19 protein-coding genes are annotated in these 17,803 nt (G+C 63.7%); 14 read left to right on the top strand and 5 right to left on the bottom strand.

Annotated elements, in window-relative coordinates; translation table 11 throughout:
- Positions 1-14: 14 nt before the first annotated feature.
- The 4 genes from AC1RRT_RS12140 to AC1RRT_RS12125 form a co-directional block, all read right to left on the bottom strand.
- A complete protein-coding gene (locus tag AC1RRT_RS12140; protein ID WP_493014061.1) occupies positions 15-863 on the bottom strand; it encodes a transporter substrate-binding domain-containing protein in 849 nt (282 codons plus the stop codon).
- A gap of 44 nt (positions 864-907) precedes the next feature.
- Complete coding sequence (locus AC1RRT_RS12135) at positions 908-1,858, bottom strand: N-carbamoyl-D-amino-acid hydrolase (protein ID WP_493014060.1); 951 nt, start codon at positions 1,856-1,858, stop codon at positions 908-910.
- Positions 1,855-3,330: a dihydropyrimidinase gene (gene hydA / locus AC1RRT_RS12130; RefSeq protein WP_493014059.1), complete on the bottom strand. Its 1,476-nt coding sequence runs from the start codon at positions 3,328-3,330 to the stop codon at positions 1,855-1,857. The genes AC1RRT_RS12135 and hydA overlap by 4 nt, the downstream gene beginning before the upstream one ends.
- A gap of 141 nt (positions 3,331-3,471) precedes the next feature.
- A complete protein-coding gene (locus tag AC1RRT_RS12125) occupies positions 3,472-4,407 on the bottom strand; it encodes a LysR substrate-binding domain-containing protein (protein WP_493014058.1) in 936 nt (311 codons plus the stop codon).
- Positions 4,408-4,574: 167 nt separating this feature from the next.
- On the opposite strand from AC1RRT_RS12125, the gene AC1RRT_RS12120 reads away from it, so the two are divergent.
- From AC1RRT_RS12120 to AC1RRT_RS12065, 12 genes are all read left to right on the top strand, one after another.
- The gene (locus AC1RRT_RS12120) at positions 4,575-5,234 is read left to right on the top strand and encodes an aspartate/glutamate racemase family protein (protein WP_493014057.1); all 660 of its coding nucleotides are present in this window, start codon (positions 4,575-4,577) and stop codon (positions 5,232-5,234) included.
- A 5-nt stretch (positions 5,235-5,239) separates the two neighbouring features.
- The gene (locus AC1RRT_RS12115) at positions 5,240-5,878 is read left to right on the top strand and encodes a flavin reductase family protein (RefSeq protein WP_493014056.1); all 639 of its coding nucleotides are present in this window, start codon (positions 5,240-5,242) and stop codon (positions 5,876-5,878) included.
- Positions 5,875-7,293, top strand: coding sequence for an FAD-binding oxidoreductase (locus tag AC1RRT_RS12110; protein ID WP_493014055.1), 1,419 nt, complete (start codon positions 5,875-5,877; stop codon positions 7,291-7,293). The genes AC1RRT_RS12115 and AC1RRT_RS12110 overlap by 4 nt, the downstream gene beginning before the upstream one ends.
- A gap of 26 nt (positions 7,294-7,319) precedes the next feature.
- A complete protein-coding gene (locus AC1RRT_RS12105; protein ID WP_493014054.1) occupies positions 7,320-8,243 on the top strand; it encodes a dihydrodipicolinate synthase family protein in 924 nt (307 codons plus the stop codon).
- Complete coding sequence (locus tag AC1RRT_RS12100; protein WP_493014053.1) at positions 8,243-9,028, top strand: SDR family oxidoreductase; 786 nt, start codon at positions 8,243-8,245, stop codon at positions 9,026-9,028. Before AC1RRT_RS12105 ends, AC1RRT_RS12100 begins: the two co-directional genes overlap by 1 nt.
- A 176-nt stretch (positions 9,029-9,204) precedes the next feature.
- Complete coding sequence (locus tag AC1RRT_RS12095; RefSeq protein WP_493014052.1) at positions 9,205-9,963, top strand: FadR/GntR family transcriptional regulator; 759 nt, start codon at positions 9,205-9,207, stop codon at positions 9,961-9,963.
- Between the two features lie 60 nt (positions 9,964-10,023).
- The gene (locus tag AC1RRT_RS12090; protein WP_493014051.1) at positions 10,024-11,328 is read left to right on the top strand and encodes an ABC transporter substrate-binding protein; all 1,305 of its coding nucleotides are present in this window, start codon (positions 10,024-10,026) and stop codon (positions 11,326-11,328) included.
- A gap of 71 nt (positions 11,329-11,399) precedes the next feature.
- A complete protein-coding gene (locus AC1RRT_RS12085) occupies positions 11,400-12,296 on the top strand; it encodes a branched-chain amino acid ABC transporter permease (protein WP_493014050.1) in 897 nt (298 codons plus the stop codon).
- A 4-nt stretch (positions 12,297-12,300) separates the two neighbouring features.
- The gene (locus tag AC1RRT_RS12080) at positions 12,301-13,302 is read left to right on the top strand and encodes a branched-chain amino acid ABC transporter permease (protein ID WP_493014049.1); all 1,002 of its coding nucleotides are present in this window, start codon (positions 12,301-12,303) and stop codon (positions 13,300-13,302) included.
- On the top strand, positions 13,299-14,051 hold the full coding sequence (locus tag AC1RRT_RS12075) for an ABC transporter ATP-binding protein (protein WP_493014048.1): 753 nt from the start codon (positions 13,299-13,301) through the stop codon (positions 14,049-14,051). The genes AC1RRT_RS12080 and AC1RRT_RS12075 overlap by 4 nt, the downstream gene beginning before the upstream one ends.
- Complete coding sequence (locus tag AC1RRT_RS12070; RefSeq protein ID WP_493014047.1) at positions 14,048-14,719, top strand: ABC transporter ATP-binding protein; 672 nt, start codon at positions 14,048-14,050, stop codon at positions 14,717-14,719. The genes AC1RRT_RS12075 and AC1RRT_RS12070 overlap by 4 nt, the downstream gene beginning before the upstream one ends.
- A gap of 2 nt (positions 14,720-14,721) precedes the next feature.
- Positions 14,722-16,323: a class I adenylate-forming enzyme family protein gene (locus AC1RRT_RS12065; protein ID WP_493014046.1), complete on the top strand. Its 1,602-nt coding sequence runs from the start codon at positions 14,722-14,724 to the stop codon at positions 16,321-16,323.
- Positions 16,324-16,598: 275 nt separating this feature from the next.
- Here AC1RRT_RS12065 and AC1RRT_RS12060 read toward each other — a convergent pair whose 3' ends face one another.
- Positions 16,599-16,976, bottom strand: coding sequence for a response regulator (locus tag AC1RRT_RS12060; protein WP_493014045.1), 378 nt, complete (start codon positions 16,974-16,976; stop codon positions 16,599-16,601).
- Between AC1RRT_RS12060 and AC1RRT_RS12055 the strand changes: the two genes are divergently transcribed.
- Entirely contained in the window at positions 16,963-17,136 is a 174-nt protein-coding gene (locus tag AC1RRT_RS12055; protein ID WP_493014044.1) for a hypothetical protein, read from the top strand. The genes AC1RRT_RS12060 and AC1RRT_RS12055 overlap by 14 nt on opposite strands.
- A gap of 2 nt (positions 17,137-17,138) precedes the next feature.
- Positions 17,139-17,803: HAMP domain-containing protein (locus tag AC1RRT_RS12050; RefSeq protein WP_493014043.1), on the top strand; the 665-nt coding region annotated here is incomplete at its 3' end.

The raw sequence follows: 17,803 nt of genomic DNA, 5'->3' as shown, positions 1-17,803 counted from the left end.
AATTGCAGCAGGGCTTACGAGCATTTCAGGGTGACAGGTGTGGCGTCGTAGCCATCCATGCCCGGCACGCCATGGCCCGGCGCGATCACCACGGCCGCCGCATCCGGACCCGGCTTGAAGCCGAACCACTTTTCGGCGGTCTTGGCGACGAACCCGTCCTTCTTCATGCATTTCAGCGCCATCGAGGCAGCATCGCGGCCAGCCTTGTCATCGCCGCGGAAAGCCAGGCCCCAGACCAGACCGGTGGTGATGGTATAGCTGGTCTTCACTTCGGGATTCTGCTTGGCAGCCCAAGCCGACACCGTGTTGCCGCCAAGATTGGCATCGGCACGGCCGGCCTGCACGGCCTGCACGGCATCGGAATTGCTGCCATACACATCATACTTGAAGCCGTATTTCTCGGCGTTATCGCGCGTCCAGGTCTCATAGGCCGAGCCCTTGTTGACTGCGATGGTCTTGCCCTTCAGGTCTTCCAGCGCCTTGATGCCGGGCGCCGACTTCTTTTCCACGAAGGTGAAGTCGGTGTTGAGATAGCCCTCAGTGAACAGCATCGTCTTGGCGCGTTCCGCCGTCACAGTCACCGGCGCCAGCACGAAATCGTATTTCTTGGCGTTCAGGCCAGGCACCAAGCCAGAGAATTCCGTGCCCTCGATCTCGATCTTCTTGCCCAGACGCTTGGCCAGTTCCTCGCCTAGCTCGATGTTGAAACCCTGCAGGCCGCCGCCCAGCTTGACCATCGCATGCGGGGCGAAGGTGGCATCGACGCCGGTCTTCAGCACCTGCGCCATGGCCGGCAGGCTCATGGTCGTCAGCGCCAGCGTGGCTGCAGCCACCAGACCCAGGTTCAGCTTTACATATGTCATGACAACCCCCTGTTATGAAGATGGATGGAACGTGAAGCGAAAACTCAGTCGGGCGCCTGGCCCAGCGGCGCGCCAGCGCCAGTGCGCTCGACGATCAGACCGTAATGCTCCGGCCGCCGGTGCTTGGCGAAATTGAACACGTGCTCGCGGAAGGTCTCGCCCAGCGCGAGATCGATATTGGCGAAAATCAGTTCATCCGCCTCGCCCTGGGACTGCGCCACGATCTCGCCGGTTGGCGCGACGATGGCCGAGCCGCCGATCATATGGAAGCCGTCCTCCGAACCGCATTTGGCGGCGGCGGCGACCCAGAGGCCGTTCTGGTAGGCATTGCCCTGCAGCGACAGCAAGTGATGAAACATGCGCAGATGTGGCGGTTCGCTCCAGTGGATGTTCCAGCTCGGCGTGTTGTAACCCAGCGCCACAATCTCGGCGCTCTGCAGCCCCATGACGCGATAGGTCTCAGCCCAGCGGCGGTCGTTACAGATACACATGCCGATGCGCACGCCCTGGGTGGTCCAGACCTTGAAGCCTTCGTTACCGACCTCGAAGAACTTCTTCTCCAGATGCTGGAACGGCGCCTGCGGCTTATGATCGGAATGGCCTGGCAGATGGATTTTGCGATAGCGGCCGACGATCTTCGCATTCTCGTCGGTGAGTATGGCGGTGTTGAAGCGGCGGCCATCCGGCGTCAGCTCCGCATAGCCGAGATAGAAGCCGATCTTCAGCTCGGCCGCCAGGTCGAAGAGCGGCCTGGTTTCCGGCCCCGGCATGCTGCGCTCAAAGAAACGTTCGACGGCCTCGTCCTCGGTCATCCAGTAGCGCGGGAAAAAAGTCGTCAGCGCCAGTTCGGGGAAGACGACGAATTTCGCGCCGCGACTATCCGCCTCGTGCAGCAGCGCGATCAGGCGCTTGACCACGGCGGCGCGGCTGTCAGCCAAATGGATGGGGCCAAGCTGGGCGACTGCAAGGCCAAAAGGACGCTTCAGGCCGCTCATGCCGGACCTCCCATGCCCACCAGGCTGCGCAGCATCTGGCGCGCCACGGCGGCCGAGATGCCGGTCGGGTTGGCCAGCATGTCGGAGGGTTTGCGCTTGAGGAACCGACCCGAACCGCGTTCGGCATTCAACGTGTTGTTCTCCACCACCACACGGCCACGGCTGATGACGATTTCCGGCCAGCCCTTCAGCTGGCGACCTTCATAGGGCGTGTAGCCGACATTGTCGTGCAGCATCGACGCGGTAACCGTGACCTCCCGCCCCGGGTTCCAGATGCCGATATCGGCATCGGCGCCAACGGCGATGGCGCCCTTGCGACCGGCAAGACCGTACATCGCGGCATGATTGGTGGCGGTCAACGCCACGAATTCCTGGATGGTGATGCGACCGGCCATGAAACCCTCGGAGAACAGCAGCGGCAGGCGCAGTTCAAGGCCCGGCACGCCATTGGCCATTTCCTTGAAGGTGGTGGCGTCGCCCTTGGGCAGCTTGCCGCTCTTATCGAAACGATACGGCGCATGATCGGAGGAATACGTCAGCAGCGTGCCGTCCTTCATGCCAGCCCAGACCGCCTCCTGCGATTCCTTGTCGCGCGGCGGCGGCGAACAGCAGAACATCGCGCCGTCCAGTCCGTTGCGATCCAGGTCTTCGGCCGTCAGGAACAGGTATTGCGGGCAGGTCTCGGCATAGACCGCCGCGCCGCGCGCCTTGGCGTTGCGGATGGTGTGAATCGCCTCCTGGCCGGAGACATGCACGATCAGCAGCGGCACGCCCAGCAGGCGCGACAGCGCGATGGCGCGGTTGGTCGCCTCGCTCTCGGCAATCGGGTCATGCGCCACGGCATGGTATTTCGGCGCGGTATGGCCCTGCTCCAGCAGGCGATGCGCCAGCCAGCGGATCATGTCGTGGTTTTCGGCATGCACCATGACCAGCGCCTGCTCGCGCGCGGCCACAGCCAGCACGTCGAGCAGCTGATGATCGTCCAGCCGCAGCTTGTCATAGGTCATGTAGACCTTGAGCGAGGTGATCCCATCGCGGATCGCCTGCGGCAGATCGGTGTTCAGCGCGGCATCGTCGGGGTTGGCGAGAATGAGATGGAAACCGTAATCGATCACCGCCTTCTCGCGCGCCAGCCGGCTGTAATCAGCCACCACCGCGGGAATCTTCATGTCGCGATGCTGCGCGGCGAATGGAATGATGGTGGTGGTGCCGCCGAAAGCGGCCGAGACCGTGGCCGAATAGAAATCGTCGGCGCACATGACGCCCATGCCCGACAGCTGCTCGACATGGCAGTGGCTGTCGATGCCGCCGGGCAGAACCCAGCGACCACCGGCATCAATCTCGCGCTTGCCCGGACCGAGGCGTTTTCCCACGGCGGCGATGATGCCGTCGCGCACTGCAACATCGGCTTCGAATACGTCGCTTGCGGTGGCGACGCGGCCGTTGCGCACCACCAGATCGAAATCGCCCATGCGCCCCACTTAAAAGCTGGACAAAACAGCACTCAGTGCCTGTCGGCGGGGAAATTCTCGCAATGCAGCACCAGAATGTCGCATGCCGGTTTGTCATCCGCCCTTAACACGATGTTAAGGGGCGCGACTGGCGTTCAGCCGTCAATGCCGCAGCGTTCCTTCCGGTACCTCGTCCTGCAGGGAAAAGCCGTTCACAGCCATCAGCTTGCGCAGGATTTTCACGAAGGTCTGCGCAAGTTGCGACATCGGTTCGAACCGCAGGAATGCCAAGTTGGCCATCAGTACCGGCGCATCCGTCACCGGCCGCGACACCAGATGACCGTTTGGCCAGTTGTGCAGCGAGAATTCGTCCACCAGCGCCACGCCGGCGCCCGCTGTCGCCAGCGCACAGGCGCTTTGCGGCGAACCGACTTCGATGGTGACCTTGAGCGGCAGTCCGGCGCGATGGAACATCTGCGCCACCATGCGACCATAGGGCGTCTCCGGATCGTAGCCGATCAGCGGATAGACCTGCAGATCAGCCAAAGTCAGCTCGGTTTTCTGCGCCAGCGGATGGTTCTCGGGGCAGACGCAGCAGACCCGGCTCTGGCCCAGCGCCTTGGTCTCCAGATTGGGATGATCGATCGGCGTGCTGATCACGCCGATATCGGCCTGGTGGTTCAGCAGGCGGTCCTGCAGCGGCGCATAATTGAGGAAATTGAAGGTGACCTTGGCATCGGTGTATTGCCCGCAGAGCGTGGCGATTGCCTGTGGAATCAGCACATGGCCGATACTTGGGCTCGACACGATGTGCAGCACGCCCTGGCGCCGTTCAGCCAGGGAATGCGCGACTTCGTTGACCCGCTGCACGCCGTGGTAGACATGATCGACCTCGCGGAACAGGCGTTTCGCCTCAGGGGTTGCATAAAGCCGGCCCTTGATCCGCTCGAACAGCGGAAAACCCACCCGCGTCTCGGTATAAGACAGCAGGCGGCTGACGGCTGGCTGCGAGACATGCAGGACTTTCGAGGCCCCGCTGATCGAGCCTGTGCTCATCACGGCGCGAAACACTTCGATCTGTCGAAGATTCAAGGACATGGCGGCCTCCCCGGCCCGATTTTTCTTATGGTCATCGCATGATGCACCAAAATCAGCCCCGCCCATAACATCGCGTTAAGGGCAGCCGACAAATACGCAAGGACCATGCCACCCACAGGAGCCGCAGACCGGCATAGACTGTCTTCCGACTTCTGCGGGGCAAGGCCATGACATCCAGCATCATCGTCATCAATCCGAACTCGAACGAAACAGTCACCGCCGGTATCGATGCGGCGATGGAGCCGCTGCGCATTGCTGGCGGCCCAGCCATCCGCACCCTGACGCTGAAAGAAGGCCCGCCCGGCATCCAGACCCAGCGCGACGTCGAATCTGTCACCCTGCCGTTGGCGAAACTCGCACAATCGCTGGAAGCCGAAGCCAGCGCCTTCGTCATCGCCTGCTTCAGCGATCCCGGTCTGCATGTGGTGCGTGAAGCCGTGAAGAAGCCGGTGCTGGGTATCGCCGAATGCGGCGTGCTGACCGCGCTGACCATGGGGCACAGCTTTGGCGTCATCGCCATCCTCGACGGTTCGATCCCGCGTCACCTGCGGCTGTGGGGCGCCATGGGCGTGACCGACCGGCTCGCCGGTGAACTTGCCATCGGCCTGACCGTGGCCGAACTGGCCGAGCGCGACCGCACGCTGAAGCGCATGATCGAAACCGGCAAACGCCTCCGCGACGAACGGCAGGCCAACACCATTGTCATGGGCTGCGCCGGCATGGCGGTGTTCCGCGAACCGTTGCAGGATGCGCTTGGCCTCCCGGTGATCGAGCCGACCCAGGCCGCTGCCACAATGGCGCTGGGCCGCGTGCGCCTGGGCTGGTAACCGGCATGGATATCGCCGCCGCCGACCTCTCGCCCGACCGCATCTACAAGCTGCTGGTCAGCACGGTGATGCCGCGCCCGATCGCGCTGGTCTCGACTCTGAATGCCGATGGCGGCACCAATGCCGCGCCGTTCAGTTTCTTCAACGTGTTCAGCAATGCACCGCCGCTGCTGGTGATCGGCATCGAAGGCAGCAAGCGCGAAGACGGCAAGCCGCACAAGGATACGGCGCGCAACATTATCGAACGCGGCGAATTCGTGGTGAACCTGGTCAGCCATGCGATTGCCGAAGCCATGGTCGCCACCGCCATCGATTTCCCCGAAGGCATGAGCGAGTTCGAGGCCGCCGGCTTCACCCCGCGGGCATCGAAGCAGATCGCGACGCCAGGCATCGCGGAATCGCCCGTCAGTTTCGAATGCCGGCTCTTCAGTACCCAGGCCTTGCCTTTTAATCGCAGCCTGGTGACCGGCGAGATCCTGCATCTGCACATCGCCGACGCCGCCATCGACGACAAGCTGCATGTCGATGCCGACGCCCTCGACCTGGTCGGCCGCATGCATGGCGCTGGCTGGTACACCCGCACCCGCGACCGGTTCGAGATTCCGCGCATGAGCGTGGCCGAATGGCAGGCGAAGCGCAAATGAGCGGCACGGCTTTGCTCGACCAGCTGGCCGGCATTGTCGGTGCGCCCCATGTGCTGACCGAAGCCTCGACCCAGGAAGCCTATGTGGTCGACTGGATGAAGAAATATCGTGGCCGCGCGCTGGCCGTGGTACGGCCGGCCAATACGGCGGAAGTCGCCGCCGTGCTGCGCTGCTGCAACGAGGCGCGCGTCTCCGTGATCCCGCAAGGCGGCAATACCGGCATGGCCGGCGGCGCCACACCCGATGACAGCGGCCGGCAGGTGATCCTCAGCCTCGGCCGCCTGAATGCGATCCGCGAGATCGATCCCGTCGGCAACACGATCACTGTCGAGGCCGGCTGCATCCTCGCCACCGTCCAGGCAGCGGCACGCGAGGCCGGGCGTTTCTTCCCCTTGAGCCTGGGCGCCGAGGGGAGCTGCACCATAGGCGGCAACCTGGCCACCAATGCCGGCGGCATCGCCGTGCTGCGCTATGGCAACACCCGTGAACTGGCGCTGGGCCTGGAGGTCGTGCTGGCCGATGGCCGCATCTGGGACGGCCTGCGGGCATTGCGCAAGGATAATACCGGCTACGACCTGCGCGACCTGTTCATCGGATCTGAAGGCACGCTGGGCGTGATCACGGCCGCCGTGCTGAAGCTGCATGCCGCCCCAGTCGTGCGCACCACCGCCATGGTCGCGCTCCCCGATCAGGATGCGGCGCTGAAGCTATTGTCGCGCCTGCATGGCCGCGCCGGCGACCGCCTCACCGCCTTCGAGTTCATGACCCGCAATTGCCTGGAACTGGTGCTGCGGCACGTGGCCGGCACCGTAGCGCCCTTTGCCCCGCTCCCGCCGGCCATCGTGCTGGCCGAGCTCAGCGATACCGACACGGATGCCGACATGGCCACTCTGCTGGAGAGCATCCTGGCCGATGCCATCGCCGCACAGGAGGCCGACGATGCCGTGATCGCCCAGAGCGGCGAACAGGCCAAGGCGCTGTGGCGCCTGCGTGAAGGCATCTCGGAGGCACAGGTCCGTGCTGGCAAGACCATCAAGCATGACATTGCCCTCCCCATCGGCCAGCTCACGGCCTTCATGCGCGACTGCGAAGCCGCCATCGAGGCCGCCATCCCCGGCCTCAGCTTCCTGGTCTTCGGCCATCTGGGCGACGGCAACCTGCATTACAACCTGCAGCGCGCCGCCCATATGACGGATGACGCTTTCTATGCCCTCACCGGGCGGCTGAACGCGGTGGTGCATGATCTGGTCAACCGCTATCGCGGCAGCATCAGTGCCGAACATGGCGTCGGCCAGCTGCGTCGCGACGAGCTGCCGCGCTACAAGCCCGCCGTGGCCATGCAGATGATGCACGACTTGAAATCCCTGTTCGACAGCAACCGCATTCTCAATCCGGGCAAACTGCTCCAATCATAACCGCTCGCTGCTTATGAGGTCTCTCAATGGCTAAACTCGACGAAACCGCCAAGGGCGTCTACATCATCTCGGTCACCCCTTTCACCGACAACGGGGCGCTCGACCTGGATAGCACCGACCGCATGGTCGATTTCTACATGGACCAGGGCGTCACCGGTTTCACCCTGCTCGGCATGATGGGCGAAGCCCCCAAGCTGACATTGGCTGAATCACGCAGTTTCGTGCAGCGCGTGCTCAAGCGCCTGAACGGGAAGGTGCCGGTGGTGGTGGGCGCCTCCAGCCCCGGCTTCGCCTCCATGGCCGAGCTGACCAAGGCCGTGATGGACGACGGCGCTGCCGGCGTGATGATCGCGCCGCCCGGCATGCTCAAGACCGACGACCAGATCGTCACCTATTACGAGAATGCCGTGGAAGCCATCGGCAGCGCCGTGCCCTTCGTGGTGCAGGACTTTCCACAGACAACCAACGTGCATATGGCGCCGGCGGTAATCGCCCGCATCATCAAGGCGCTGCCCTCCTGCGTCATGCTGAAGCATGAAGACTGGCCGGGCCTGGCCAAGCTGAGCGCGCTGCGCGCCATGAAGGACTTGCGCCGGGTGAGCATCCTGGTCGGCAATGGTGGCCTGTTCCTGCCCGAGGAGATGGAGCGCGGCGCCGATGGCGCCATGACCGGCTTCGCCTTCCCGGAAATGATGGTCCAGGTGGTCAAAGCCTATCAGGAGGGCAAGCCCGGTCGCGCCCGCGACATCTTCGACGCCTATCTGCCGCTCGCCCGCTACGAGCAGCAGCCCGGGCCCGGGCTGGCGATCCGTAAATATGTGCTTCAGAAGCGCGGCGTGATTGCCTCGGCGAGCCTGCGCAAACCCGGCCCGAAGCTGAGCCCTGTTGAGGTCGCTGAGATCGAGGGCATGATCGCGCGCCAGGACAAGCGTCTGAAGGAGATCGGCTGATGGATCTGGGACTCACCGGCAAGCGCGCCCTGGTGCTGGGCGCCAGCAGGGGCCTCGGTGGCGCCGTTGCCCGCTGCCTCGCCCGCGAAGGCGCTACTGTCGTGGCGGCTGCGCGCAGCATCGACGACACCAAAGCCTGGATCGCCAGGGAAACGCCGGATGTGGCTGCGCGCCTGAGTGCGCACCCGCTCGATCTTGGTGACCGTACGTCGGTCGACGCACTGGCCGATGCCATGCTCAAGAACGGCGGCGTCGACATCCTGGTCAACAACAGCGGTGGACCGCCGCCGGGTGCTGCGGCTGATATACCGCTTGAACTGTGGCAAACACAGTTCGCCGCAATGGCCGGCCATATCTTCCACCTGACCGGCAGGCTGCTGCCAGTCATGCTGGAGCGCGGCTGGGGCCGCGTCATCACCATCGCATCGTCGGGCATCGAGCAGCCGATCGCCAATCTGGCGCTGTCCAATGGCCTGCGCATGGCCATTCTGGGCTGGTCGAAGACACTGGCAGCCGAAGTGGCCGCCAAAGGCGTCACCGTCAACATGGTGCTGCCCGGCCGCATCCATACCGACCGCGTCGATCAGCTCGATCAGGCTGCGGCGACGCGACAGGGCAAAAGCCGTGACGACATCGCCAAAGCTTCACAGGCGACGATTCCGGCGGGCCGTTATGGCCGACCAGAGGAATTCGCCGATGCCGTTGCCTTCATAGCCAGCGCACGCGCCAGCTATATCACTGGCACCAAGCTGCGCGTCGATGGCGGCATGATCCGCGGCATCTGAGGTCGAAGTAACGGCGTTTCCCTTCAGCCGCGCCATATTATCTGCATCATGCGCGCAGCAGTTATCCACAGTGCAGTTGCGAGTAGAGTCTCGCAATGCAGCACGCATGACTCCGCTTGACTCGCTTTGCCTCCAACACCCATCGTTCGGTTGTTGGACAATTGGGCAGGCAGAGTGTGACTTTCACCAAGCTGGACATTATGCCGGCCTACAAAATGGTCTCGCGCACCATCGAGCAGCATATTCTCGAGGGCCGGCTGCGGCCCGGCGACCGTCTGCCCAGCGAACCCGACCTCGCCGCGCAGTTCGGCATCAACCGCGCCACCGTGCGCGAAGGCATCCGCCAGCTCGAGCAGGAAGGCTATCTGCAGCGCGCCGCCGGACGGCGGCTCTTTGTCTCACTCCCGGGTTATAACGACCTTGCGCCGCGCGCCTCCCGCGCCTTGGCGCTGCAGCGCGTGAGCTTCCGCGAATTATGGGACGTTGCCGTGCTGCTGGAGCCGAAAGCGGCCCGATATGCCGCCACCATGGCGAATGAAACCGATATCGCGGCTCTGGAAGAGAATGTGGTCGCGACGGAAAACGCTGTCGCCGCCAACCAGCCCTTCACACAGCTCGACACCGAATTCCACGCCATGGTGGCGCGGATTTCCGGCAACCGCGTGTTGGAGCTGTCGCGCGAAGCCGTCGGTCTGCTGTTCTACCCGACACTGAACGCCCTGCTGCCCTACCTACCCCAGGCCGGGCACCGCAATGTGGTGGGCCACCGCAAGATTCTGGAAGCCATCCGCCGCCATGACGCCGACGAGGCCGAGCTGTGGATGCACAAGCAGATGATCGACTTCCGTCGCGGCTACGAGCTGGCCGGACTGGACATGGATGCTCCTGTTGCATGGACGGAGCATGCGCGTAGCGGGGAGGCGCCCACGCAGTAGCAGTCGTCGCCACATATTGCCTTTGTCAGAACAATAAAATCCAATCAGGAGGAAACCATCATGACCAAGGGTACGTCCAGACGCGTAATGACCGCCGGCGCCATACTGGCCGCCGGACTGTTTGCCGCCGGTGCCGCGCAGGCGCAGCAGACCTTCAAGATCGGCATTGTCACCTTCCTGTCCGGCCAGGCCGCCGAAAGCTTTGGCGTGCCGGCCTGGAACGGCGGCAAGGTGCTGATCGATGAGCTCAACAAAGGCGCGGCTCCGGCGCCGTATAACAAGGTCGGCTTCGGCGGCCTGAAGATCGAACCTGTTGTCATCGACGAGAATGGCGGCGCCACCAAGCAAGTGCAGGAGTTGCGCAACCTCTATCAGCGCGACAATGTCGACCTGGTGATCGGCTATGTCGGCTCGGGCGACTGCCTGGCCGTCGCGCCGGCGGCCGAGGAATTGAAGCGCCTGCTGGTGCTCTACGATTGCGGCACGCCGCGCATCTTCGAGGATGCGAAATACGAATACGTGTTCCGCACGGCCGCCACCGGCACCATGGATAACGTGGCGCTGGCCCGCTACCTGAAGAACAGCAACGCCAAGATCGACAAGTTCAGCCTGATCAACCAGGACTACGCCTGGGGCCATGATTCGCGTTCCGATTTTATCGGTGCACTGGCGACCATCTATCCTGACGCCAAGATGGAGGCCGATTTGCTGCCGGCTTTCGGCGCCGGCCAGTATGGCACCGAGGTCTCGGCGCTGATGCGCACGACCTCGAATGTCGTGCATTCCTCGCTCTGGGGCGGTGACCTGCAGGCCTTCATCCTGCAGAGCGCGCCGCGCGGCCTGTTCAAGAAGGCGACCGTGGTGCTTTCTGCGGCCGATCACGCCATCCCGCCGCTGGGCGACAAGATGCCGGAAGGCGCAATCATCGGCGCCCGCGGCGCCTATGGCCTGATGGCGCCGAAATCGGCGCTGAACGACTGGTTCTGGAAGATCTATCAGGCCGAATACAAGGTCTATCCGGTGCAGGCGCCCTATCGCATGGTGCAGTCGATCCTTGGCGTGAAGAGCGCCATCGAGAAGGCGATGGACAAGAATGGCGGCAAGAAGCCGACCACCGAGGAAATCGCCGCCGCGCTCACCAACCATGAATGGGACTCGCCCGGCGGCCGCATCCGCATGGCGAATGGCAATGGCCATCAGGCGATCCAGGACATCGCCATCGGCAAGACCAAGTGGAATGCTTCGACCAAGTCGATGGAACTGGTCGACATCCAGCGCTTCCCGGCCGAATGCGTCAATCCGCCGCCCGGCGTGAAGGGCCAGGACTGGCTCAAGGGCGGCATGCAGGGCGCCAAGTGCAACTGACCTAACCCAACCGGTGCAGGCCGGCAGCGGTTCAACCCGCTGCCGGCCGTCATCGACCGACAGGACGTTCCATGGACCTGCTGCTTACCATCGTGATCGACGGTGCGATCTATGCCTCATGGCTGTTCATCGTCGCCCTCGGCCTGACGCTGATTTTCGGCGTACTGAAAATTCTCAACATCGCCCATGGCAGCTTCTACGCCATCGGCGCCTACGCCGCCGCCAGCATCGTGGGGCTGTTTGCTGCGCAGAAATACGCGCCGGCCTTTTCGCTGGTCGCGCTGCTGCTGGCCGCCGTGGCGGTCGCCATCATCGTCGGGCCGCTGCTCGAGCGCCTGCTGCTGCGCCGCTTCTATGGCCGTGACGAGGTGCTGCTGGTGCTGGTCACCTATGCGCTGTTCCTGATCCTGGAGGACGTCGCCAAGCTGATCTGGGGCGTCAACCCCTATTACGTCACCGAGCCCTACAGCCTGTTTGGCGATGTCAGCCTCGGCAGCCTTTTCTATGTCGGCTACGACCTCGCCATCGTGGCGGTCGCGCTGATCTGCGGCATCGGCGTCTGGTACGGCCTGAACCGCACCGTGCTGGGCAAGATCGTGCTGGCCGTCATCCACAACGATGAAATTGCCGCCAGCATGGGCATCAACATCAGCCGGGTCTATCTCGGAGCCTTCAGCTTCGGTGTCTTCCTCGCAGCGCTCGGCGGCGCCTTCACCGCGCCGATGATCTCGGTGCAGCCGGGCATCAGCGTCGGCGTCATCATCGTCAGCTTCGCCGTGGTCATCATCGGCGGCCTGGGCAGCATCGGCGGCGCCGCCATCGGCGCGCTGATCGTCGGCCTCGCCCGTTCGGCCGCCGTGCATATGTGGCCGGCCGCCGAACTGTTCAGCATCTACATGGTGATGGCCGCCGTGCTGATCTTCCGCCCCGAAGGCCTGTTCCAACGTGTTGTCGCCCGCAGGATCTGAACCCATGTCGCGCACCCTGCAATCCACTCTTCTGTATGCCGCCGGACTGGCGGTTCTTCTGCTGGCCGGCATCGTGCTGCCCAACTGGCTGCTGTTCCTGCTCACCATGGCTGCCAGCCATGGCGTAGTCGGCCTGGGCCTGATCGTGATGATGCGCGGCGGCGTGGTCTCCTTCGGCCAGGGCCTGGTCTTTGCCATCGGCGGCTATGTCGCCGGACTGGCCTATACGCGCTACGGCGTCACCGATGCGCTGGCCTTGGTCGTGCTGGGGAGCCTGGTCTCGGCGCTGGCCGGCGCCATCGCCGGACCGCTGCTGGCGCGCTATCGCAGCATCTTCTTCGCCATGCTGACGCTGGCACTGTCGATGGTGCTCTATGGCGTGCTGGTCAAATCCTCCAGTGTCGGCGGGTCGGATGGCTTCAACCTGCCCCGCCCCAGTTTGCTCGGCCTGACGGTCAACGAGACCAATGCCGACTACATCTTCTTCGCGCTCAGCGCCACCGTGGCCACCATCCTGACCTTCCTGGTCACCATCTACTGCCGCTCGAGCCGCGGGCTGCTGTCGCTGGCGATCCGTGACAACGAATTGCGGGTGGAATATCTCGGCACCTCGGTGCGCAGTGCCATGGCGGTCAACTTCATCATCGCGGCGGCGCTCGGCGGCACCGGTGGCGCGCTGACTGTGATCGCGCTCGGCCATATCGACCCGAACTTCTCCTACTGGACCACCTCGGGCGAATTCGTCTTCATGGCGATCCTCGCCGGCCATGCCAGCGCACCGGCGGTGTTCCTCGCCTCGCTGCTGCTGGAACTGGTGCGATCCTTTTCCAACAAATATTTCCCCGACACCTGGCAACTGGCGCTCGGTCTCTTCCTCTTGCTGATCATCCTGTTCCTGCCCAAGGGTGTCGGTTCGCTCTGGGCCCGACCAGAACGGCTGCCGCACCGGGCTGCCGAGAAGGCGCAGGCGGCGGCCCGCCGCAATGCCACGGAGGCCGCGGAATGAGCCAGTATGTTCTGCAGGCCGAAAACCTCGGTAAGACCTTCGGTGCGCTGGTGGCGGCCGAAAATCTGTCTCTGGCCATACCCGCCGGGCAGCGCGTCTGCCTGATCGGCAGCAATGGCGCCGGCAAGACCACCTTCGTCAACATGGTCACCGGCTATATCAAGCCCAGCAGTGGCAGCATCAAGCTGGACGGCCAGGAGATCACCGGCCTCGGCCCGCGCCAGATCGCCCAGCGCGGCGTCTGCCGCTCGTTCCAGATTCCACAGCTCTGCCTCGAACTCAGCGCCGCCGAGAATATCCTGGTGGCACTGACCGTGGCGCGAAAAGGCGCGCTGTCCTTCTGGCGCGGCGCTTACGATGCCTACCTCTGCGACGAGGCCATCAATATGCTGGAGCGCTTCGGCCTCGCCGGCCATGCCGAACGGCCGGTATCCGAACTGCCCGGCGGCGTGCGCAAGCTGCTGGATATCGCCATGGCGCTCTGCCGCGATCCCCGCCTGATCCTGCTGGACGAACCGACCAGCGGCGTCAGTGTGGATGAGAAATTCAGTATGATGGACACGGTACTGCGCGCCATGGACGGCAACCAACTGACAACGCTGTTCGTGGAGCACGACATGGACATCGTCTCGGCCTATGCCAGCCGCGTGGTCGCCTTCTACAGCGGCCGCATCATCGCCGATGGTGTGCCGGCCGAGGTCCTGGTCGATCCCGATGTACGCCGCTATGTGACGGGGAATGCAAAATGACCCAATCCCCGCTTCTTTCGATTGAAAACCTGCAGGTTTCGATCCAAGCCATCGGCGTGTTGCGCGGTTTTTCACTCGACATGGCGGCCAGCCAGATGATCGGCCTGATCGGCCGCAACGGCGCCGGCAAGACCACCCTGCTGCGCAGCATCATGGGGCACCTTCCCGTCGATGGCGGCGATATCCGGTTCAATGGCGCCAGCCTGAAGAAGCAGGAGCGCCATGCCCGCGCCGCGCTGGGCATCGGCTATATGCCGGAAGACCGCCGGCTGATCCCCGATCTCACCGTGGAGGAGAATATCCTCCTGCCGGTCTGGGTTTCGAAGACGCTGAAGAAAGCCGAACGACTGGATTTCGTATACGGCGTGCTGCCCGAACTGGCCGAGATGAAAGACCGCCGCGCCCTGCTGCTCAGCGGCGGCCAGCAAAAACTGGTGGCGCTGGCCCGCGCCTTGACCGTTGGCACGAAGCTGCTGCTGCTGGACGAACCTTTCGAGGGTGTGGCTCCGGCGCTATCGGAACGGCTGTCGGATGTGATCGCCGGCCTGCGCGGCACGGACCTCTCCGTGCTGATCGCCCAGTCTGAGCTCAACCACACGCAATCGCTGTTCGACCGCGAATATGTCATCGAGCGCGGCGCCAACGCAGCGGCACATAAGGCAGCTTAAACATGGCCTGGCAGCTTGCCCCCTCCATTGCCATTCGCAACGAAGCGCATTTCGGCGACCGCGTGACGCGCTGTTTCGTCGACCGCGCCGCTCATAGCTACGATATCTTCGCCCGTACAGTGCAGCAGTATCCTGATAACGAGGCGCTGGTGGCCGGCGATATCCGGCTGACCTACCGCCAGCTCGCAGACGAATCGCGGATCGTTGCCGCAGGTTTAGCCAAGGCCGGCATCCGGCCCGGCGACCGCGTCGGCATGTTGCTGGGCAATCGCGTGGAATTCGTCACGACCTTACTGGCCACGCTGCAGCTCGGCGCGATCTGCGTGCCGCTCGGCACGCGACTCCAGACGCCGGAAATCGCCTACATTCTTGATCATGCCGGCGCGTCAGTACTGGTGCATGAGGCCGATCTGGCCGACCGCCTGCCCACGGCAGCAGAGCTCCCCAAGCTGCGGCAACGCTATGCCGTCGGCGGCGCGGCACAGGGCTCACAGTCTTTCGAGACGCTGCGCCAACATGGCAAGGCCTCAGACATGCCCTCGCCTGCTGAGGAAGACACCGCTGTCATCCTTTACACCTCAGGCACCACCGGGCGGCCGAAAGGCGCCATGCTGGCCCATATAAACGTGGTGCATTCGGCGCTGCATTTTCAGTATTGCATGGCGCTCACACCGACCGACCGCTCGCTGCTGGCAGTACCGGCCAGTCATGTCACCGGACTGATTGCGATCATCGTGACGGCCTGGCAGGGCGGTGGCGCAGTGATCATGGTGTCGGAATTCAAGGCACGCGACTTCCTGCCACTCGCTGCAAAAGAAAAACTGACCCACACCATCATGGTGCCGACGATGTACAATCTTTGCCTGCTGCAACCCGACTTCGACCAGCACGATCTGTCGAGCTGGCGCGTCGGCGGCTATGGCGGCGCGCCGATGCCACAGGCCACCATCGCGGCTCTGGCGCAGAAGCTGCCGCAGCTCGGCCTGATGAACGCTTACGGCGCCACCGAGACCACCTCGCCCACCACCATCATGCCGCCAGCGATGAGTGCGGACCATTCAGACAGCGTCGGCCTCGAAGCGCCCTGCGCCGAGGTGATCGTGGTGGATGCCGAAGGCCGCGCGGTGCCTGCCGGCGAGACCGGCGAAATCTGGATTCGCGGGCCCATGGTGGTGCCGGGCTACTGGGAGAACCCGGAAGCGACAAAGCAGAACTTCACTGCCGGCTTCTGGCATTCAGGCGATATCGGCTCGATCGATGCCGATGGCTTCGTGCGTGTCTTCGACCGCGTGAAGGACATGATCAACCGCGGCGGCTACAAGGTGTTTTCCGTCGAGGTCGAGAATGTGCTGAGCCACCATCCCGGCGTGCTGGAAAGTGCCATCATCGCCAGGCCCTGCCCGGTGCTGGGCGAACGCGTGCATGCCTTCGTCGCCCGCAAGGACCCGGCGCTGACCGATGCCCAGTTGAAGGATTTCTGCGCCAGCCGTCTCGCCGACTACAAGGTGCCCGAGACCTTCACCCTGCTGGACGAACCCCTGCCGAGGAACGCCAACGGGAAGCTGCTCAAACGTGTGCTGCGGGATGCTCTGCCTACGGCCTAAGCGCCTGTAATCACGGGAACAATGCCGCTTCCAATGTAATCTTTGATTGCGCCGCACAACCCTGTCTGGTCGCTGCGCGGGCGGATTCAGGCGGGAATCCGCAATTTGGCATTTTTATGCGGTTTTCCGGGAACCCTTCCCGCTCCGCCTCGTTTGGGGCTTTAACGTGGGATTGGGGGATCGGGTTGGATGTCATATCCGGCCGCAGAAACTATGCCGACAGGCTGCGCATCGCATGGCGAGGCAGCAGGCCACAGCGATTCTTCCCAGCCCTCTTATCTCGATGCAGCCGTCGCATCCGGCCGGCCATTAACGCCGGCCGCGAGTCCGAGTCCAGCCAGGGCCGCGACCAGTTCTTCAACGAAATACGGCTTTCCCATCACCCGCACAGCCGGATCGCTGCCGAAGGCTTTCTGCAGATCGGCGCCGCCGTACCCCGTGGCCAGGATGAAACGGAAATTCGGCACCAGTTCGCGGAAGGCGGCGACCAGCGTATCGCCCTTCACATCCGGCAATCCGATATCGACGATAGCGCAGGCGAAGTCGCCCGGCCGCGCGCGGAACAACTCCAGCGCCTGCTTCCCGTTCGACGCTTCCTCAACCAGATACCCGGCCTCTTCGAGGTCTGGGACGATCGCCATGCGCAACAGCATCTCGTCCTCGACGAACAGAATTTTAGCAGGTGACATCGCGCTTGCCTTCTCGCGCTGGCCTCATGGCCCCGCGCTTCAGGCCGCCACCATCCGCTTTTTGCCCGCCGACATCAACCGATTTTCCCCTTTTGACAATCCAGTTCCCACCCGGATGACATGACCATGGCTCAGGTAGCAACCATCTCCACTCTGCAATCCCGCGAACTGCTCGGCGCCCTGCGTGCTTTCCGGCGCGGCGACTTCTCGGTCCGGCTGGCCGAGGATCTGACCGGGATCGACGGCGAGATCGCCGCTGCCTTCAATGATGTCGTGCAGATGAACTCGATGATGGCCAGTGAGTTCGAACGGCTTGGCACCGTGGTCGGCAAGGATGGCAAGATCAGTCAGCGCGGCGATCTGCCTGGCGCCACCGGCGGCTGGCATTCCTGCGTGTCCTCCGTGAACACACTGATCGGTGATCTGGTGCAGCCGACCGTCGAAGTAGCACGTGTGATCGGCGGTGTGGCGCGTGGTGACCTGTCACAGACCATGCAACTGGAAATCGACGGCCGCCCCTTGCGCGGTGAATTCCTGCGCATCGGCCGCACGGTGAACACCATGATGGGCCAGCTCGGCTCGTTCGCATCCGAAGTGACCCGCGTGGCCCGTGAAGTCGGTACGGAAGGCAAGCTCGGCGGTCAGGCTCGCGTGCGCGGCGTCGCCGGCACCTGGAAGGACCTCACCGACAACGTCAACCTGATGGCCGCCAATCTGACCGGCCAGGTGCGTAACATCGCCGAAGTGACCACCGCCGTGGCGAAGGGCGACCTGTCCAAGAAAATCACCGT

Source organism: Ferrovibrio sp. GW821-FHT12B10 (genome assembly GCF_058807515.1).
The sequence above is the reverse complement of the archived record's forward strand: the minus strand, read 5'-3'. Positions and strand labels throughout refer to the sequence as shown.